The organism is Hydrogenophaga sp. L310 (assembly GCF_055703065.1).
In genome coordinates, this window is the sequence record NZ_JBVPZA010000002.1 from 175,263 (window position 1) to 190,537 (window position 15,275).

The following is a 15,275-nucleotide window of genomic DNA, read 5'->3' on the forward strand; positions in this document are numbered from 1 at the left end:
AGGTGGAGCGGGTCTTTCCGGTTCAGGGATACCGCGGAACCGGCTTTGCCGGGCCGCTGGTGTCGCCCCTTGGGGGGTGACGCCGCAGGCGGCGCGGGGGGCTATTCGAGACTTCGAAGCACGGCACGCACCGGGCTGGCGTCGGCGGTGGTCAGCTTCAGGGGCAGGGCGATGAGTTCGTAGTCGCCTTCGGGCACGTCGTCGAGCAGCAGGTTTTCCAGCACGCGCAGGCCGCGGCGGCGGATCACCTGGTGGCTCTCCAGCGTCTTGCTGTCGGCGGGGTCGATGCTGGCGCTGTCGATGCCGATGAGGTTCACGCCGCGGTCGGCCAGCAGTGAAACCGTTTCCGGGGCAAAAGCCGGCAGGGCGTTGTCAAAGCGGTCTTGGGGCTGAAGCCGGTACACGCGCACCAGCACGCGAGGCGGCAACTGGTCGAGTGCATGCGCCAGGTGTTCCGGCCGCACCAGCGGGCCGCAACCGATGGCGTGGATCACGCGGCAGGGGCCGAGAAAGGCGTCGAGCTCGACCGCGCCGATGGCGGCGCCAGAAGGGTCGTAGTGCAGCGGGGCGTCGGCGTGTGCGCCCACGTGGGGCGAGAGCGTGATGGCGCTCACGTTGACCGGGCAGCCGGGTTCGATGCGGGCCACCCACTGCTGGGCGTAGGCCGTATCGCCCGGGAAAACCGGCGTGCTGGCGTTGACGGGAGGGGAAATGTCCCAGAGCTTTTTCATGGTCCGGCGAAGGTAGCACCGGTGAAAAAACCATGGTGTCGGTTATTTCCAACGGAGAGAAATTATTTTAGGCCTAAACAAAATAATGGATTCACACCGCCGGACGGATGCCCTGTGCCGGTTCAGGTTTTTGTGAAAGCTTGATTTAAAGCAAATGAGAACCAATCTCGTTTGTGTACGCTCTGCTCACTTCTTTTCATTCATGGATGTGACCGTGTCCCTCTCCACACCCCAAGCGGTTTCCTGGCCTTTGCCTGTTGACGATGATCTGGCGCCTGCCGATCGGGTGAGTGCATTGCACCAGGGTCCGCTGCACACGCCGGGCGTGTTGCAGGTCTTTGCTCCGGCGCGCGACGAGGACAGCCGCAGGACCCTGCGCCGGATGGCCGAGATCGGGTTCCTGCCCGGCGAGTCGGTGCGGGTGGTGTCGCGGGGCTGGCGGCGCGGCGGGCCGATCGCGGTGCGCGTGGGGCAGTCCACCTTCGCCTTGCGCGCCCACGAAGCGGCGTTGCTGCAGGTGCGCTGGGCCGTAAAAGTATGAGCGCCGCGCCGGGCCGCCCCAAGCCAGCTCGCGCCGCAGTGCGCAGCACGGAGGCTTCCCAATGAGCACAGCGGCTCCCCGGCTGGCCCTGCTCGGCAACCCGAACTGCGGCAAGACCGCGCTGTTCAACCTGCTCACCGGCCACCGGCAGAAGGTGGCCAACTACGCGGGGGTGACCGTCGAACGCAAGCAGGGCTGGCTGACCACGCCGCAGGGGCGGCGCGCGCAACTGCTCGACCTGCCCGGGACTTACAGCCTGGACCCGCTGAGCCAGGATGAGCAGGTCACGCGCGACGTGGTGCAGGGGCGGCTGGACGGCGAAGCGCGGCCCGACCTGCTGGTGTGTGTGGTCGATGCCACGCATCTGCAGCTCAACCTGCGGCTGGTGCTGGAAGCCCAGGCGCTGGGGCTGCCCATGGTGCTGGTGCTCAACATGGCCGACGTGGCGCAGGCGCAGGGCATGCGCATCGACACGGTGGCGCTGGCCGCGGAACTGGGCATGCCGGTCGTGTCCGCGGTGAGCGTGCAGAAAGACGGTGCGCGCGCCTTGCTGGAGCAGCTGGATGCCCTGTTCACCCAGGGGCTTCCGACGCCGTTGCCTGCCGCGGCCGACGCCGGCGGGGTGGACCCGGTGGCGCTCAACCAGCGGGTGCGCGAACTGCTGGCGCTGACCCTGCAGGCCCCCGCCAAGCGCTGGGGCCTGAGCGACCGCATCGACCGCTTTGCGCTGCACCCGCTGTGGGGCATGGCCTTGCTGGCGCTGTTGCTGCTGTTCATGTTCCAGGCGGTGTTCGCCTGGGCGGCCTGGCCGATGGACGCGATCGAGGCCGGCATCGGTTTGGTGGGCGAGCAGGTGGCCACGCGCATGAGCGACGGCCCGTTGCGCAGCCTGCTGGTCGATGGCGTGATCGCGGGCGTGGGCGGTGTGCTGGTGTTTCTGCCGCAGATCCTGATCCTGTTCTTTTTCATCTTCGTGCTGGAGGATTCGGGTTATCTGCCGCGCGCGGCGTTTCTCATGGACCGCTGGATGGGTCTGGTGGGGCTTTCAGGCCGCTCCTTCATTCCACTGCTGTCGAGCTTTGCCTGCGCCGTGCCCGGCATCATGGCCACGCGCACCATCACCCACTGGCGCGACCGCTGGCTGACCATCCTGGTGGCCCCGCTGATGACCTGCTCGGCGCGGCTGCCGGTGTACGCGCTGCTGATCGGGGCTTTCATTCCGCAGCGCACGGTGGGTGGTCTGTTCAACCTGCAGGGGCTCGTGCTGTTCGCGCTGTACGTCATGGGCATCGTCAGCGCGATGTTCGTGGCTTATGTGGTGTCGCGCCACAGCGGCAAGGGGCAGCCCACGCCGCTGCTGATGGAGCTGCCGGCCTACCGCTGGCCGAGCGCGCGCAACATCGCGCGAGGCCTCTGGGAGCGGGGGCTGATTTTTGTGCGCCGGGTCGGCGGCATCATCCTGGCGCTCATGGTGCTGCTGTGGTTTCTTTCCAGCTACCCGGCGGCCCCCGAAGGCTTCACCGGGTCAGCCGTGGCGCACAGTTTTGCCGGCCGCCTGGGTGGCGTGCTGGAGCCCCTGTTCGCGCCGCTGGGTTTTGACTGGCGCATCGTGGTGGCGCTGATCCCGGCGATGGCGGCGCGCGAGGTCGTGGTGGCGGCCCTGGGCACGGTCTATGCCCTGTCCGCGCAGGGCGACCAGGTGCACGAGGCGCTCGGCGCCCTGATCGCCGAACAATGGACCCTGCCCACGGCGCTGGCCTTGCTGGTGTGGTTTGTCTATGCGCCGCAGTGTGTGGCCACGCTGGCCGCCGTGCGGCGTGAAACCGGTCACTGGCGCCACGCCCTGGGGGTGGCGGCCTACCTGTTTGCACTGGCTTACCTGATGGCCTGGACCACCTACCGGGTCGCCGGGGCTTGGGGCGCAACATGAGCGTTCAGGGCTTCATCGCCGGCGTGTGTGTTCTGGTGGCGCTGGGGTATGTGCTGCGGCCGAGCCTGCGGCGCTGGCTGCAGCGGGGTCGGGCGGGCGCGGCCAGCGGGAACACCGCGGACGGTCAGCCGCCGGGCGCGTGTGGTGCCTGTTCGGCCTGCTCGGGTTGCCCGTCCGGCAAACCCCGGGTCTGAACGCGGGGCGCATCCAGCAGCCCGGGCGCCCGGTAGCGCAGCACCTTGAGGGCGCGCTCGGGCGACACGTCGGCGAAGCTGGCCGGGTTGGGCAGGCGTTCAACAAACACCAGTTCGGACGCGGCTTCGCGCATCGGGTCTTGCAGAAACGCGGTGTCCAGCTCGGGTGCGTTGAGACACAGCAGCAACTCGCCGTCGGGGCGCAGCAGGTCCGGCAGGCGGCGCATGAGGCGGGCGTAATCCTTCGTGGCGATGAAGCTGCCTTTCTGGTAGCTCGGCGGGTCCACGACGATGAGGTGGTAGGGCCCGGATCGTGTGAGCTTGCCCCAGGTCTTGAAGATGTCGTGGGCCAGGAAGCTGGCGCCGGCCTGCAGGCCGTTGAGCGCGTGGTTCTGTTGCCCGATGGCGATGGCCCCCGCGCTCATGTCCACGTTGACCACCTGCTTCGCGCCGCCCTGCAGCGCCGCCACCGAGAAGGCGCAGGTGTAGGCAAACAGGTTGAGCACCTTGGCGCCCGCGGCGTGTTCGCGCACCCACTGGCGCCCTTCGGCCATGTCGAGGAACAGGCCGTGGTTCTGCCCTTTGAGCACGTGCACCAGGTAGCGCGCGCCGCGTTCGCTCACCACGTGGGGTTCGGGCACGCTGCCGGCCATCAGCCGGGTTTCGCTGCGACCTTCGTGCCGGCTCTGGAACACCCAGTTCAGCGGCTCACCGGGTGCGAGCTGTTCGTGGCGCGCGGCGAGGGCGGCCGACACCGTGGCCAGTTCGTCGTCGCTGGCTTCGCCAAATCGGGTCAGCACCCACACCGGCGGGTAGGTATCCAGCGTCCAGGCTTCACAGCCCGGGTGCAGGCCACCCCGGCCGTGGAAGAGGCGCTGGGCATCGGTGGGCATGGCCATCGTGGCGATGGTGTCGAGTAGGGCTTGCATGTTCTTTCAGTGTTCTGGCCATTCACCCAGCGGTGGCAGACCATGGCGGCGGCGCGCCTGGCCGCAGGCGTCGCTGCCTTCTTCGAACTCGCGGCAGGGGTTGGGCCGCCACTCGTAGATGCCGCACGTGGCTCGTTCGCCGATGCGGCCCGAGAGCGCGGCGCAACGGGGTTGACCGTGGTCGGTGCCGCGCATGCGGCTGATGGTGTCGGTGACCGTGACGGTGAGCCCGTCGGGCACGCTGCCGCCTTCCGCCTGCGTCTCGCAGACCGAGAAGTCCACGCGAAAGCTCGCGCAGCAGGCCCCGCACGAGGTACAGGAGCCCATCGTCACGCAGCGCAGGCCCGGCGCATCAGGCCAGGCGCCCCAGCAACAGGTACTCCATCAGCGCCTTCTGCGCATGCATCCTGTTCTCTGCCTCGTCCCACACCACACTCTGCGGGCCGTCGATCACTTCGGCGCTCACCTCTTCACCACGGTGCGCGGGCAGGCAGTGCATGAAGAGCGCGTCGGGTTGGGCCACGGCCATCATGGCTTCGTCCACGCACCACTGCGCGAAGGCGGCGCGGCGCACCTCGTTCTCGGCCTCGTAGCCCATGCTGGTCCACACGTCGGTGGTCACCAGGTCGGCGCCTTTGCAGGCTTCCTTCGGGTCCTTGAACACCTTGTAGCAGGCCGGGTTGGAGACGCCGGCAAGCTTCGGGTCGACTTCATAGCCGCTGGGTGTGCTCACATGCACGGTGAAGCCCAGCAGCTCGGCCGCCTGCAGCCAGGTGTTGGCCATGTTGTTGCCGTCACCGACCCAGGCCACGACCTTGCCCTTGAGGGCGTCCAGCGGGTTGCCGCTGGCGGCCGGTCGGTACTCGACCATCGTGAACAGGTCGGCCAGGATCTGGCAGGGGTGGAACTCGTTGGTCAGGCCGTTGATGACGGGCACGCGCGAGTGCTCGGCGAAGCGCTCCAGCTTGCTCTGCTCGTAGGTGCGGATCATCACGAGATCGACCATGCGGCTGATGACCTTGGCGCTGTCTTCAATCGGTTCGGCGCGGCCAAGCTGGCTGTCGCCCGTGGTCAGGTGCACCACCGAGCCGCCGAGCTGGTACATGCCGGCCTCGAAGCTCACGCGGGTGCGCGTGCTGGCCTTCTCGAAGATCATGGCCAGGGTGCGGTCGGGGTCGGCGAAGGGCTGGTGCTTTTCGACGGCCTTGAACTTGGCCTTGATGAAGGCGGCGCGCGTGAGCAGGTAGGCGTACTCGTCGGCGCTCAGGTCCTTGAACTGGAGGTAGTGGCGGAGGTTCATGTGTTTTCTGCCAGGAAAGCAGCAATGATCGGCAACAGGATGGCGCAGACTTCGTCGGCCTCGGCGGTGGTCATGATCAGCGGTGGCACCAGGCGGATCACGCTGTCGGCCGTGACCGACAGCAGCAGGCCGGCGTCGGCCGCGCGCTGGGTGATCACGCCGCAGGGTTTGTCCAGCTCGATGCCGATCATCAGGCCCTGGCCGCGGATGTCTTTCACGCCCGGCTTGCCCAGCAGGGCGGCTTCGAGCTGGCCGCGCAGGTGGGCGCCCACGGTGGCCGCGTTCTCCAGCAGGCCTTCTTCTTCCATGATGCGGATGGTTTCCACCCCGGCACGCATGGCCAGCGGGTTGCCGCCGAAAGTGGTGCCGTGGTTGCCCGGCGCAAAGATGTTCGCGGCTTTCGGGCCGGCCACCACCGCGCCGATCGGCACACCCGAGCCCAGGCCCTTGGCCAGCGGCATCACGTCCGGCTGGATGCCGGCCCACTGGTGGGCGAACCACTTGCCGGTGCGGCCCATGCCGCACTGCACCTCGTCGATCATCAGCAACCAGTCCTGCGCGTCGCACAGCGCGCGCACGTCCTGCAGGTACTGCGCACGCATCGGGTTCACGCCGCCTTCGCCCTGGATGGTCTCGAAGAACACCGCCACCACGTTCGGGTTGCCGACGGTGGCCTTTTTCAGGGCTTCGATGTCGTTGAGCGGCACGCGGATGAAACCTTCGACCAGCGGTCCGAAGCCGGCCTGCACCTTGGGGTTGCCGGTGGCGCTCAGCGTGGCGATGCTGCGGCCGTGGAAAGCCTTTTCGTAGACCACGATCTCCGGGCGCTCAATGCCCTTGTCGTGGCCGTACTTGCGCGCCAGTTTCAGCGCGGCCTCGTTGGCCTCCAGGCCGGAGCTGCAGAAGAACACGTTGGTCAGGCCCGAGCGCTCCACCAGCATCCGGGCCAGCACTTCCTGGTTGGGCACGTGGTAGTAGTTGCTGGAGTGGATCAGCTTGGCCACCTGGTCCTGCAGCGCAGGCACCAGTTTGGGGTGGGCGTGGCCCAGGGTGTTGACGGCGATGCCGGCCAGCGCGTCCAGGTATTCCTTGCCGTTCACGTCCCAGACGCGGCAGCCTCGGCCATGCGACATCGCGATCGGCAGGCGGCCGTAGGTGTTCATCACGTGGGGCGACGAGGGGACGGCGGTGGCGGCGGCATTCATGCGGGACTCCGGTGGGGAAGGGCCAAAAGAAAGCGGCTCAACGAAGGTTGAGCCGTTGAAAAGCGATTTTAGGGGCAGCAGCGGGCATCATCATTGCTTGTTCCGCATCGCTGTCATGAAGCCATGGCAGCCTGTGGTCAGCCGACCGGAGCTCCGGGTTATCCCTGAGTTCAGGTCTTATATAAGATAGAATACCTGCCATCCACCCCGGCCAGCGATCCTCGGTCTGGCGGTGGCCATGCGTCCCTTCCAGGGCCCTCCATCCGAAGGCTTCCCCGATGGTTTCTCCGACTGCCAAACAAGTGTTCATCCAGGGCGTCACACGCAGTGGCCGCACCTTTCGCCCCAGCGACTGGGCCGAACGTCTGGCCGGCGTGATGAGCCAGTTCCGCCCCGGCGGCGGCGTGGTCCGGCAGGGCAGCCACATCGCGTATTCGCCCTGGTGCGTGCCCACGGTCATGAACGGCGTCAAGGTCGTCATCGTGCACACCGATCTGCGCGAAGCCGAACCCATGGCCTGGGACTTCGTCATGCACTTTGCGCGCGACAACGACCTGCAGGTGGCCGAAGGCTGCGTGCTGCCGGAGCCGGCCGCAAAACCCTGAACCACCTGGCCCACGTCACTTGAACAGTGGACAGGCAACAAAAAACCGCCCGAAGGCGGTTTTTTGCTTTTCTTTGCTGGCAGCGCACCCGTTTCAAACGGCAGACCCCGAGGGGTCCGGGCTGGTGGCCTGACGGATCAGGCCGGTGGGGTGGTCAGGCGGTGGCGAGTGCCAGTGCCTTGACCTTGGCGGACAGGCGGCTCTTGTCGCGAGCGGCCTTGTTTTTGTGGAAGATGCCCTTGTCGGCAATGATGTCCACAACGCCTTGCATTTTGGCGAAGAGTTCGGTGGCCTTGGTCTTGTCGCCGGCCAGAACCGCTTTTTCAACGTTCTTGACGGCGGTGCGGTATTTGGAACGCAGCGAGGTGTTCGCAGCGTTGATCTTGATGTCCTGGCGGACGCGTTTGCGGCCAGATGCCAGACGGGGGTTCTTTTTCTTCGGCTTGGTTGCCATGGTGAATTTCCTTCAAATGTTTGGGGATGATGCCCAGCAAAGCCCGCAATTTTAGCATGGTGCCGCCAGCCTGGGTAGCGTCTCCGCCGGGCGCAGGGAGCGCGTGGTTACACTGGCGGCCGTGTCCCTGTTCAAATCCGCCTCCCTGGTCTCCCTGCTGACGCTGGCCTCACGCATCACCGGGCTGGTGCGCGAACTGCTGATGGCATCCACTTTCGGTGCCAGCGCCCTGACCGACGCGTTCAACGTCGCCTTCCGCATCCCCAATCTGCTGCGCCGGCTGTTTGCCGAAGGCGCGTTCAGCCAGGCGTTCGTGCCCGTGCTGGCCGGTGTGCGCGAAAAGGAGGGCGACGCCGCCACCCGCCAGATGGTGGACCAGATCGCCACCGTGCTGGCCTGGGCGCTGACCGCCACCTGCGTGCTGGGCGTGGCCGGGGCGCCGGTGCTGGTCTGGGCCATGGCCAGCGGCCTGAAACAGAGCCCTGACGGCTTTGAGGCCGCCGTCTTCATGACGCGCTGGATGTTCCCTTACATCGCCTTCATGTCGTTCGTGGCGCTGTCGGCCGGCATCCTGAACACCTGGAAGCGCTTTGCCGTGCCGGCGGCCACGCCGGTGCTGCTCAACGTGGCCATGATCGCGGCCGCGTACTGGGGCGCACCCTGGTTCAACAGCCTGGGCATCCCGCCGATCTACGCCATGGCGGGCGGGGTCTTGCTGGGCGGCACGCTGCAGCTGGGTGTGCAGATCCCGGCCTTGCTGCGGCTGGGCATGTTGCCGCGCATCAGCATGCGCTGGTCGTCGCTGAAAACCGCCTGGAACCACCCCGGCACGCGCCGCGTGACCACGCTGATGCTCCCCGCGTTGCTGGGCGTGAGCGTGGCGCAGATTTCGCTGTTGATCAACACCCAGATCGCATCGCACCTGGCCACTGGCAGCGTGAGCTGGCTCACCTACGCCGACCGCCTGATGGAATTTCCCACCGCCATGCTGGGCGTGGCGCTGGGTGTGGTGCTGCTGCCCCAGCTGGCGGCCGCCAAAGCGGCCGAAGATGCCCAGCGCTACAGCAACCTGCTCGACTGGGGCCTGCGCCTGGTGGTGCTGCTGGCCGTGCCCTGCGCGGTGGCGCTGCTGACGTTTGCCAAACCGCTGGTGGCCGTGCTCTACCACTACGGCGCCTTCACCGCGGCCGACGTGCAGCAGACCACCGGCGCCCTCATGGGCTACGGGGCCGGCCTGATCGGGCTGATCGCCATCAAGGTGCTGGCGCCCGGCTTCTACGCCCGCCAGGACATCCGCACGCCGGTGAAGATCGCGGTGGTGGTGCTGGTGCTGACCCAGCTGATGAACCTGTTGTTCGTGCCTTACCTGGCCCACGCCGGGCTGGCGCTGGCCATCGGCATCGGCGCCATGGTCAATGCGCTGTGGCTGCTGATCGGCCTGCTGCGCCGCGGGGCCTACACGCCGACACCCGGCTGGGCGCGTTTTGCCCTGCAGGTGGTCGCGGCCAGCGCGCTGATGTCCGTGTTCCTGATGTGGACTGCTGCGCGCTTCAACTGGCTGGGTTTTGAGGGCCAGGCGTTGCAGCGTGTGGGCCTGCTGGCCCTGTGCGTGGTGGGCGCGGCCCTGATCTATTTCCTGAGCCTGACCGTGGCCGGTTTGAAACTTCGCCAATTCGTCCGAAAATGAAGTCCGCTGCACCGGCACCCCGCCGTTCAGCGGTCTGCCCGCCGCCCTGACCATGCCTTCAGCCTTTGAATTCCCCACGCCCACGCCCCTGGGCTACTTCGCCGCGCTGGTGGCCGACGATGACGGCTTGCCGTTGCTGGAAGCCGCCACCGCCATCGCCCAGGATGAATACCCCGAGATGGATGTGCAGGAAGTGCTGGGCGACGTGGACCAGTTGCTGGCCCGCGTGCGCCGGCGCTGCGACGACGCCACCGATCCGCTGCAGCGGCTGCGGGCGCTCAACCAGTTCTTCTTTCGCGACATGGGGTTTGGCGGCAACGTCAACAACTACTACGACCCCGACAACAGCTACCTCAACGCGGTGCTCCGGACCCGGCGCGGCATCCCCATCACCCTGGGTGTGCTCTGGCTGGAGCTGGCGCAAGGGCTGGGCCTGAAGGCGCGGGGCGTCAACTTCCCCGGGCATTTCATGGTCAAGGTCAACCTGCCCAATGGCCAGGTGGTGATCGACCCGTTCACCGGCCAGTCGCTCAGCCGCGAAGACCTGTCCGAGCGGCTGGAGCCCTACAAGCGGCGCAACGGGCTGGTGGACGATTTCGACGTGCCGGTCGGCCTGTACCTGCAGGCCGCGCCATCGCGCGAGATCCTCTCGCGCATGTTGCGCAATTTGAAAGAAATCCACCGCACCCAGGAAGACTGGCTGCGCCTGATCGCGGTGCAGGACCGCCTGCTCGTGCTGCTGCCCGATGCCTGGACGGAGTACCGCGACCGCGGCCTGGCCTGGGCCGAAATGGGCGACGCCCGCCTTGCGGTGAGCGATCTGGAGATCTACATCGCCCACACCGACGACGCGCTCGACCGCGACGCCATGGACCGCCGGCTGCAGGAACTGCGCCGCGCGTTGAACTGAGCTGCCGCGGATGACGCGCCTGATGCTGGTCGGTGCCACCGGCCTGGTGGGGCAGGCCGTGCTGCAGCAGGCCCTGGCCGACGCCGCCGTGGCCCAGGTGGTCGCCCCGACCCGCAAGGCGCTGGCGCCGCACCCCAAGCTGCTCAATCCGCTGGTGGACTTCGAGCGCCTGCCCGAAGACGCCGATTGGTGGGCGGTGGACGCCGTGGTCTGCACCCTGGGCACCACCATCGCCAAGGCCGGTTCGCAGGCCGCTTTCTACAAGGTGGATCACGACCACCCGCTGGAGGTCGCCTACCTCGCGCGGCGCCACGGCGCGCGGGCGTTTGCCTTCAACTCGGCCCTGGGCGCGGACGCGGCCTCGCGCGTTTTTTATGCCCGCACCAAGGGCGAAACCGAACGCGATCTGCAGGCCGTGGGCTACCCCTCGCTCACGCTGGTGCGCCCGGGCCTGATCGGGGGCGTGCGGCTGGAGAGCCGGCCGGCCGAACAGCTCGCGGTGCGCCTCTCGCAGTGGGTGCAGCCGCTGCTGCCGCGACGCTACCGCGTGGTCCCCGCGCAGCGCATCGCACACCACCTGCTGCAGGCCGCGCTGGCCGCCACGCCGGGGGTGCATGTGCTGCCTTCGGAGGTGCTGCTTTAGCGGTGCGCCGGTGAGCCCGCCTTGCCGAGCTGGTGCCAGGTGCGGCGCAGCTGGGTGTCGGAGCTGAAGCCGGCCAGCTCGGCGGCCAGCGTGACGCTGTGGCCCGATCGCAGCGCGGCGTCGGCCAGATCCAGCCGGATGCTGCGCAGGTAGGCCAGCGGGGCGATGCCCGCGTGGGTGAGGAACAGGCGCGCGAGGTGGCGCGGCGAGGTGCAGGCCACGTCGGCCATGCGCTGCAGCGACCAGTCGGCCTGCGGTTGCTGGCCGATGGCGTCCTGGACCCGGTGGATGGCCGGGTGCAGGTGGGCGCGAAAGCGCAGAAAGGGCGAGAGTTCGGGGTCGTTCGGTCCGCGCCGCAGCGCCACCACCATGGCCTGCGCCACCTGGGCCGCCAGGGCCGGCCCGCACAGGTCGGCGATGCGGTGCAGGAACAGGTCGATGCCGGTGGTCACGCCCGCGCTGCTGCTCACCGGGCCATCGACCACAAACACGCGGTTCGACACCGTCTCGCAGCGGGGCGCCACGGCGCGCAACTCGTCGAGGTGCTGGTGGTGGGTGGTGGCCCGGTGTCCATCCAGCAGTCCCGCGTGCGCGGCCAGCAGGGCGCCCGCGCACACGGTGAGCAGTTCCAGTCGGCCCGGCGCCAGCTCGAGTGCCCGCAGCCAGTGGATGAGCTGGCGCGCGCTGTCGCTGCCCACATCGAGGGTCCGCCCCGGTTGTCCGACCAGCACCACCCAGGCCGGCTCGGACAGGCCGGTCGGCAGGGGTTCGATCTGACTGATGATGGCGCCCACCGAGCTGCTCGTCTGGCTCTCGGGCCCGATGAACCGCAGCGCGAACGCCTCGGGCTGGCCGGCCGCGCGCAGGCACTGGTTGGCGATGCGCAGCGCCTCGGCGGGACCGGCCCAGTCGAGTATCAGGCTGTCCGGCATGAGCACGAACGCCACCTGGATGGGCGCGGTCGCGGGCGTCATGTCCCTCGCAGCGTGAAGGCGGCCGGGCGCGGCGCTCATGCCGGTTCCAGTGCCTGCGCGGGCGTGCACAGGCGCGCGAAGCGGTCTTTCAGCACCGTGGCCGTGCGGGCCGTGATGTCGGCGGCCGGCAGCGGCGTGCCGTCGGGCTGCACCATGTCAAAGGTCAGCGTGGCATCGGTCACGAAGTCCACCGTGTAGCCCAGATCGGCCGCGTGGCGGGTGGTGGTTTCGCAGCACTGTTCGGTGCGGATGCCACTGACGATCAGGCGCTGGATGGCATTCCGGTTCAGCCACACCTCCAGCCCGGTGCCCACGAGCGCGCTGTGGCGCGACTTGTGGAAGGTCGCGGCGGCTTCAAAAGGCCCGAGGCCGTCGAGCGGCCGCACGGCGCCCGACTCCAGCGAGAAAGGGTTTTGCGGAACCTGCGGCCCGTCCACGTGGAAGATGCGCACGATGGGCATGCCAGCCGCCTGGGCGCCCGCGATGAGCGCGTTCTGCGCGGCCAGGTAGGCGGGCAGGTCCCGTTCGGTGAAGAAGGGGCGGTGGCGGAAGGACTCTTGCACGTCGATGACCAGCAGGGCGGTTTTCATGGGGACTCCATCGGGGTTGTTGAAGCCTTGATCATGCCGATGACCGATGCGGGTGTCTGCTCGCTGCCAGACAGGAACCGATCATTTCAGGACATGGCCACTGTCTACCAGGTACCCATGACAGTCGCCATGGACAGGGAATTTTCGGACACTTTATCTCCCTGGTTGTGTTGTGTCCCGGAAACGGCGAAGGCCCGTTGCCGGGCCTTCCTGGGCACGAAGCGGTGCGGGTTCAGCTGACCGTGACGATCGCTTCCCCGCCTTTGGCCGCGATCACGCCGATCTCATAGACCGTCTCGCCCAGCTCGCGCAGCGTGGCGGCGCAGGCGGCGGCTTCGGCGGCATCGATCACCACCACCATGCCGATGCCGTTGTTGAAGGTGCGGTTCATCTCGATGTCGTCGATGCCGGCGGTCTTCTGCAGCCAGGCGAACAGCTCGGTCTGCGGCCAGCTGCCTTTCTTGAGGTGGGCAGCCGTGCCCTCGGGCAGCACGCGCGGGATGTTCTCCAGCAGGCCGCCGCCGGTGATGTGGGCCAGGGCCTTGACGGGGTGCTTCGCGAGGGTGGCCAGCACGTTCTTCACGTAGAGGCGGGTCGGGGCCATGATGGCCTGCTTGAACGGCTGGCCGTCCAGCGTGGCGGGCAGTTCGCTGCCGGCGCGTTCGATGCACTTGCGCACCAGCGAAAAACCGTTGGAATGCACGCCGTGCGAGGCCAGGCCCAGCACCACGTCGCCGGGCTTGACGCTCTGGCCAGTGAGGATCTTGCTCTTTTCCACCGCGCCGACGCAGAAGCCGGCGAGGTCGTATTCACCCGCCGGGTACATGCCGGGCATTTCGGCGGTTTCGCCGCCGATCAGCGCGCAGCCGGAGAGTTCACAACCCAGGGCGATGCCGCCGACCACGGCCGCGGCGGTGTCCACATCGAGCTTGCCGCAGGCGAAGTAGTCCAAGAAGAACAGCGGCTCGGCGCCCTGCACCAGCACGTCGTTCACGCTCATGCCCACCAGGTCGATGCCCACCGTGTCGTGCATGTTCCATTCAAAGGCCAGCTTGAGCTTGGTGCCCACGCCGTCGGTGCCCGACACCAGCACCGGTTCCTGGTAGCGCTTGGGCACTTCAAACAGCGCGCCAAAACCGCCGATGCCGGCCAGCACGCCTTCGCGCATGGTCTTCTTCGCCAGCGGCTTGATGCGTTCGACGAGCGCGTCGCCCGCGACGATGTCAACGCCGGCGTCTTTGTAGGAAAGGGGAGTGTTGCTGGAGGTCATGGGGTGCGTGTGCCGGCGGCGGGGCCGGGCGTTGGGACGGGGAAAACGTCGATGGAGCAGCCTCCACCAAGGTGGGGCAGCGCGGTTTGGCGGTCGGTTGCGGGTCCACCCGGGGTGGCGGACTAGAATTTGCCCCAGATTTTAAGGGTTTGCCCCTGCAGCCCGATCGTTTACCTCCGACACACCTGTTCATGACTTTCACGCCCAACCAGATCCGTGTCGCTTCGTGGGCCGCCATCGCGCTGGTGAGCTGGCTGCTGCTGTCGCTGCTGGCGCCGGTGCTCATGCCTTTTCTGCTGGCAGCCGTGCTGGCCTATGCGCTGCACCCGCTGGTCGAGCGGCTGCACGCGCGGCGCATCCCGCGCTGGCTCGGCGCTGGCCTGGCCATCACGATGCTGTCGCTGGTGATGCTGGCGGTGGTGTTGCTGATCGTGCCGGTGATCACCAAGCAGGTGCCCCTGCTCAAGGACCAGGTGCCGGCGTTGCTGGACAGTGTCAACACCCGGCTGGTGCCGCTGCTGGCGCGTTTCGGGGTTGACCTGCAGGTGGACGTGTCGCTGGTGCGCGGCTGGATGCAGGCGCTCATCACCGGTCACGAAAGTGAACTCATCCAGGGCCTGCTGTCGTCGCTGCGCATCGGGGGCAGCGCGCTCGCCGCGGTGTTCGGCAACCTGATCCTCGCGCCCATCGTGGCCTACTACCTGCTGCTCGACTGGGCCAATCTGATCGAGCGCAGCAAGGGCCTGATCCCGCCGCGCTGGCGCGCCGTGGTGCAGCGTTTCCTGGATGAAACCGACGAGGTGCTCGGGCAGTACCTGCGCGGGCAGCTGCTGGTGATGGGTGTGCTGGCGGTGTTCTACACCGTGGGTCTGGCGCTGGTGGGTCTGAAACTCGCCTTGCCCATCGGCGTCTTCACCGGGCTGGCGGTGTTCATTCCTTACCTGGGTTTTGGTCTGGGGCTGGTCATGGCCCTGCTGGCGGCCGTGCTGCAGTTTCAGGCGGTGCTGGGCGTGGCGCTGGTGGCGGCGGTCTACACCGTGGGCCAGGTGGTCGAGAGCATGTACATCACGCCGCGGCTGCTCGGCGAACGCATTGGCCTGCACCCGATCGCCGTCATCTTCGCCCTGATGGCTTTTGGTCACCTGTTTGGTTTTGTCGGCGTGCTGATCGCCTTGCCGGCCAGCGCAGTGTTGCTGGTCGCGATCCGCCGGGCCAAGTCGCAGTACATGGCCAGTGAGCTTTACATCGAAAGAGCTGTTCAACCGCAGGCGACGACACCCATGCCCGAGCAGGACCGACCGGCATGAGCAGG

16 protein-coding genes are annotated in these 15,275 nt (G+C 67.6%); 7 read left to right on the top strand and 9 right to left on the bottom strand.

Features of this window, described 5'->3' with window-relative positions:
* Window positions 1-101: 101 nt before the first annotated feature.
* The gene (gene kynB / locus AC0GNO_RS04470; RefSeq protein ID WP_472903089.1) at window positions 102-731 is read right to left on the bottom strand and encodes an arylformamidase; all 630 of its coding nucleotides are present in this window, start codon (window positions 729-731) and stop codon (window positions 102-104) included.
* 214 nt (window positions 732-945) lie between these two features.
* On the opposite strand from kynB, the gene AC0GNO_RS04475 reads away from it, so the two are divergent.
* Both AC0GNO_RS04475 and feoB read left to right on the top strand, forming a co-directional pair.
* On the top strand, window positions 946-1,272 hold the full coding sequence (locus AC0GNO_RS04475; protein WP_472903090.1) for a FeoA family protein: 327 nt from the start codon (window positions 946-948) through the stop codon (window positions 1,270-1,272).
* A 61-nt stretch (window positions 1,273-1,333) separates the two neighbouring features.
* Complete coding sequence (feoB, locus tag AC0GNO_RS04480; protein ID WP_472903091.1) at window positions 1,334-3,202, top strand: ferrous iron transporter B; 1,869 nt, start codon at window positions 1,334-1,336, stop codon at window positions 3,200-3,202.
* 124 nt (window positions 3,203-3,326) lie between these two features.
* Here the strand turns inward: feoB and AC0GNO_RS04485 are convergent, their stop codons facing one another.
* The 4 genes from AC0GNO_RS04485 to AC0GNO_RS04500 are packed head-to-tail and all read right to left on the bottom strand — an operon-like array spanning window position 3,327 to window position 6,830.
* Window positions 3,327-4,325 carry a class I SAM-dependent methyltransferase gene (locus tag AC0GNO_RS04485; protein ID WP_472903092.1) on the bottom strand — a complete coding sequence of 333 codons (999 nt, stop codon included), beginning with the start codon at window positions 4,323-4,325 and terminating at the stop codon, window positions 3,327-3,329.
* Window positions 4,326-4,331: 6 nt separating this feature from the next.
* Window positions 4,332-4,652, bottom strand: coding sequence for a YkgJ family cysteine cluster protein (locus AC0GNO_RS04490; RefSeq protein WP_472903093.1), 321 nt, complete (start codon window positions 4,650-4,652; stop codon window positions 4,332-4,334).
* Between the two features lie 25 nt (window positions 4,653-4,677).
* Entirely contained in the window at window positions 4,678-5,625 is a 948-nt protein-coding gene (argF, locus tag AC0GNO_RS04495) for an ornithine carbamoyltransferase (RefSeq protein WP_472889368.1), read from the bottom strand.
* Entirely contained in the window at window positions 5,622-6,830 is a 1,209-nt protein-coding gene (locus AC0GNO_RS04500) for an acetylornithine/succinylornithine family transaminase (RefSeq protein WP_472903094.1), read from the bottom strand. The genes argF and AC0GNO_RS04500 overlap by 4 nt, the downstream gene beginning before the upstream one ends.
* A 278-nt stretch (window positions 6,831-7,108) precedes the next feature.
* Between AC0GNO_RS04500 and AC0GNO_RS04505 the strand changes: the two genes are divergently transcribed.
* Window positions 7,109-7,435 (top strand): DUF3579 domain-containing protein, encoded by a 327-nt coding sequence (locus AC0GNO_RS04505; protein WP_290971267.1) that lies wholly within the window; start codon window positions 7,109-7,111, stop codon window positions 7,433-7,435.
* Between the two features lie 154 nt (window positions 7,436-7,589).
* Here the strand turns inward: AC0GNO_RS04505 and rpsT are convergent, their stop codons facing one another.
* Window positions 7,590-7,889 carry a 30S ribosomal protein S20 gene (gene rpsT, locus AC0GNO_RS04510; protein ID WP_177135647.1) on the bottom strand — a complete coding sequence of 100 codons (300 nt, stop codon included), beginning with the start codon at window positions 7,887-7,889 and terminating at the stop codon, window positions 7,590-7,592.
* Between the two features lie 121 nt (window positions 7,890-8,010).
* Between rpsT and murJ the strand changes: the two genes are divergently transcribed.
* Genes murJ through AC0GNO_RS04525 form a run of 3 tightly spaced genes read left to right on the top strand, consistent with a single transcriptional unit; the run spans window position 8,011 to window position 11,129 of the window.
* Window positions 8,011-9,576: a murein biosynthesis integral membrane protein MurJ gene (gene murJ / locus AC0GNO_RS04515; protein WP_472889370.1), complete on the top strand. Its 1,566-nt coding sequence runs from the start codon at window positions 8,011-8,013 to the stop codon at window positions 9,574-9,576.
* Between the two features lie 52 nt (window positions 9,577-9,628).
* On the top strand, window positions 9,629-10,486 hold the full coding sequence (locus tag AC0GNO_RS04520) for a SirB1 family protein (RefSeq protein ID WP_177135649.1): 858 nt from the start codon (window positions 9,629-9,631) through the stop codon (window positions 10,484-10,486).
* A gap of 10 nt (window positions 10,487-10,496) precedes the next feature.
* Complete coding sequence (locus AC0GNO_RS04525) at window positions 10,497-11,129, top strand: Rossmann-fold NAD(P)-binding domain-containing protein (protein ID WP_472903095.1); 633 nt, start codon at window positions 10,497-10,499, stop codon at window positions 11,127-11,129.
* On the opposite strand, the gene AC0GNO_RS04530 is transcribed toward AC0GNO_RS04525, so the two are convergent.
* The 3 genes from AC0GNO_RS04530 to purM all read right to left on the bottom strand — a co-directional run bounded on the left by AC0GNO_RS04530 (window position 11,126) and on the right by purM (window position 13,963).
* On the bottom strand, window positions 11,126-12,142 hold the full coding sequence (locus AC0GNO_RS04530; RefSeq protein ID WP_472903096.1) for a GlxA family transcriptional regulator: 1,017 nt from the start codon (window positions 12,140-12,142) through the stop codon (window positions 11,126-11,128). The two genes, AC0GNO_RS04525 and AC0GNO_RS04530, sit on opposite strands and share 4 nt — an antisense overlap.
* Entirely contained in the window at window positions 12,139-12,693 is a 555-nt protein-coding gene (locus AC0GNO_RS04535) for an isochorismatase family protein (RefSeq protein WP_472903097.1), read from the bottom strand. The genes AC0GNO_RS04530 and AC0GNO_RS04535 overlap by 4 nt, the downstream gene beginning before the upstream one ends.
* Window positions 12,694-12,925: 232 nt before the next feature.
* Complete coding sequence (gene purM / locus AC0GNO_RS04540) at window positions 12,926-13,963, bottom strand: phosphoribosylformylglycinamidine cyclo-ligase (RefSeq protein WP_472903098.1); 1,038 nt, start codon at window positions 13,961-13,963, stop codon at window positions 12,926-12,928.
* A 191-nt stretch (window positions 13,964-14,154) separates the two neighbouring features.
* Here purM and AC0GNO_RS04545 point away from each other — a divergent pair, with 191 nt between their 5' ends.
* Window positions 14,155-15,270, top strand: a complete 1,116-nt coding sequence (locus tag AC0GNO_RS04545; protein ID WP_472903099.1) for an AI-2E family transporter — start codon at window positions 14,155-14,157, stop codon at window positions 15,268-15,270.
* Window positions 15,271-15,275: the final 5 nt, after the last annotated feature.

Coding starts and splice junctions, on each gene's coding strand:
- feoB (WP_472903091.1), top strand. CDS start 1,334: ATGAGCACAGCGGCTCCCCGGCTGGCCCTGCTCGGCAACCCGAACTGC.
- AC0GNO_RS04485 (WP_472903092.1), bottom strand. CDS start 4,325: ATGCAAGCCCTACTCGACACCATCGCCACGATGGCCATGCCCACCGAT.
- AC0GNO_RS04530 (WP_472903096.1), bottom strand. CDS start 12,142: ATGAGCGCCGCGCCCGGCCGCCTTCACGCTGCGAGGGACATGACGCCC.
- purM (WP_472903098.1), bottom strand. CDS start 13,963: ATGACCTCCAGCAACACTCCCCTTTCCTACAAAGACGCCGGCGTTGAC.
- AC0GNO_RS04505 (WP_290971267.1), top strand. CDS start 7,109: ATGGTTTCTCCGACTGCCAAACAAGTGTTCATCCAGGGCGTCACACGC.
- kynB (WP_472903089.1), bottom strand. CDS start 731: ATGAAAAAGCTCTGGGACATTTCCCCTCCCGTCAACGCCAGCACGCCG.
- AC0GNO_RS04535 (WP_472903097.1), bottom strand. CDS start 12,693: ATGAAAACCGCCCTGCTGGTCATCGACGTGCAAGAGTCCTTCCGCCAC.
- AC0GNO_RS04545 (WP_472903099.1), top strand. CDS start 14,155: ATGACTTTCACGCCCAACCAGATCCGTGTCGCTTCGTGGGCCGCCATC.
- AC0GNO_RS04520 (WP_177135649.1), top strand. CDS start 9,629: ATGCCTTCAGCCTTTGAATTCCCCACGCCCACGCCCCTGGGCTACTTC.
- AC0GNO_RS04525 (WP_472903095.1), top strand. CDS start 10,497: ATGACGCGCCTGATGCTGGTCGGTGCCACCGGCCTGGTGGGGCAGGCC.
- rpsT (WP_177135647.1), bottom strand. CDS start 7,889: ATGGCAACCAAGCCGAAGAAAAAGAACCCCCGTCTGGCATCTGGCCGC.
- AC0GNO_RS04500 (WP_472903094.1), bottom strand. CDS start 6,830: ATGAATGCCGCCGCCACCGCCGTCCCCTCGTCGCCCCACGTGATGAAC.
- AC0GNO_RS04490 (WP_472903093.1), bottom strand. CDS start 4,652: ATGGGCTCCTGTACCTCGTGCGGGGCCTGCTGCGCGAGCTTTCGCGTG.
- argF (WP_472889368.1), bottom strand. CDS start 5,625: ATGAACCTCCGCCACTACCTCCAGTTCAAGGACCTGAGCGCCGACGAG.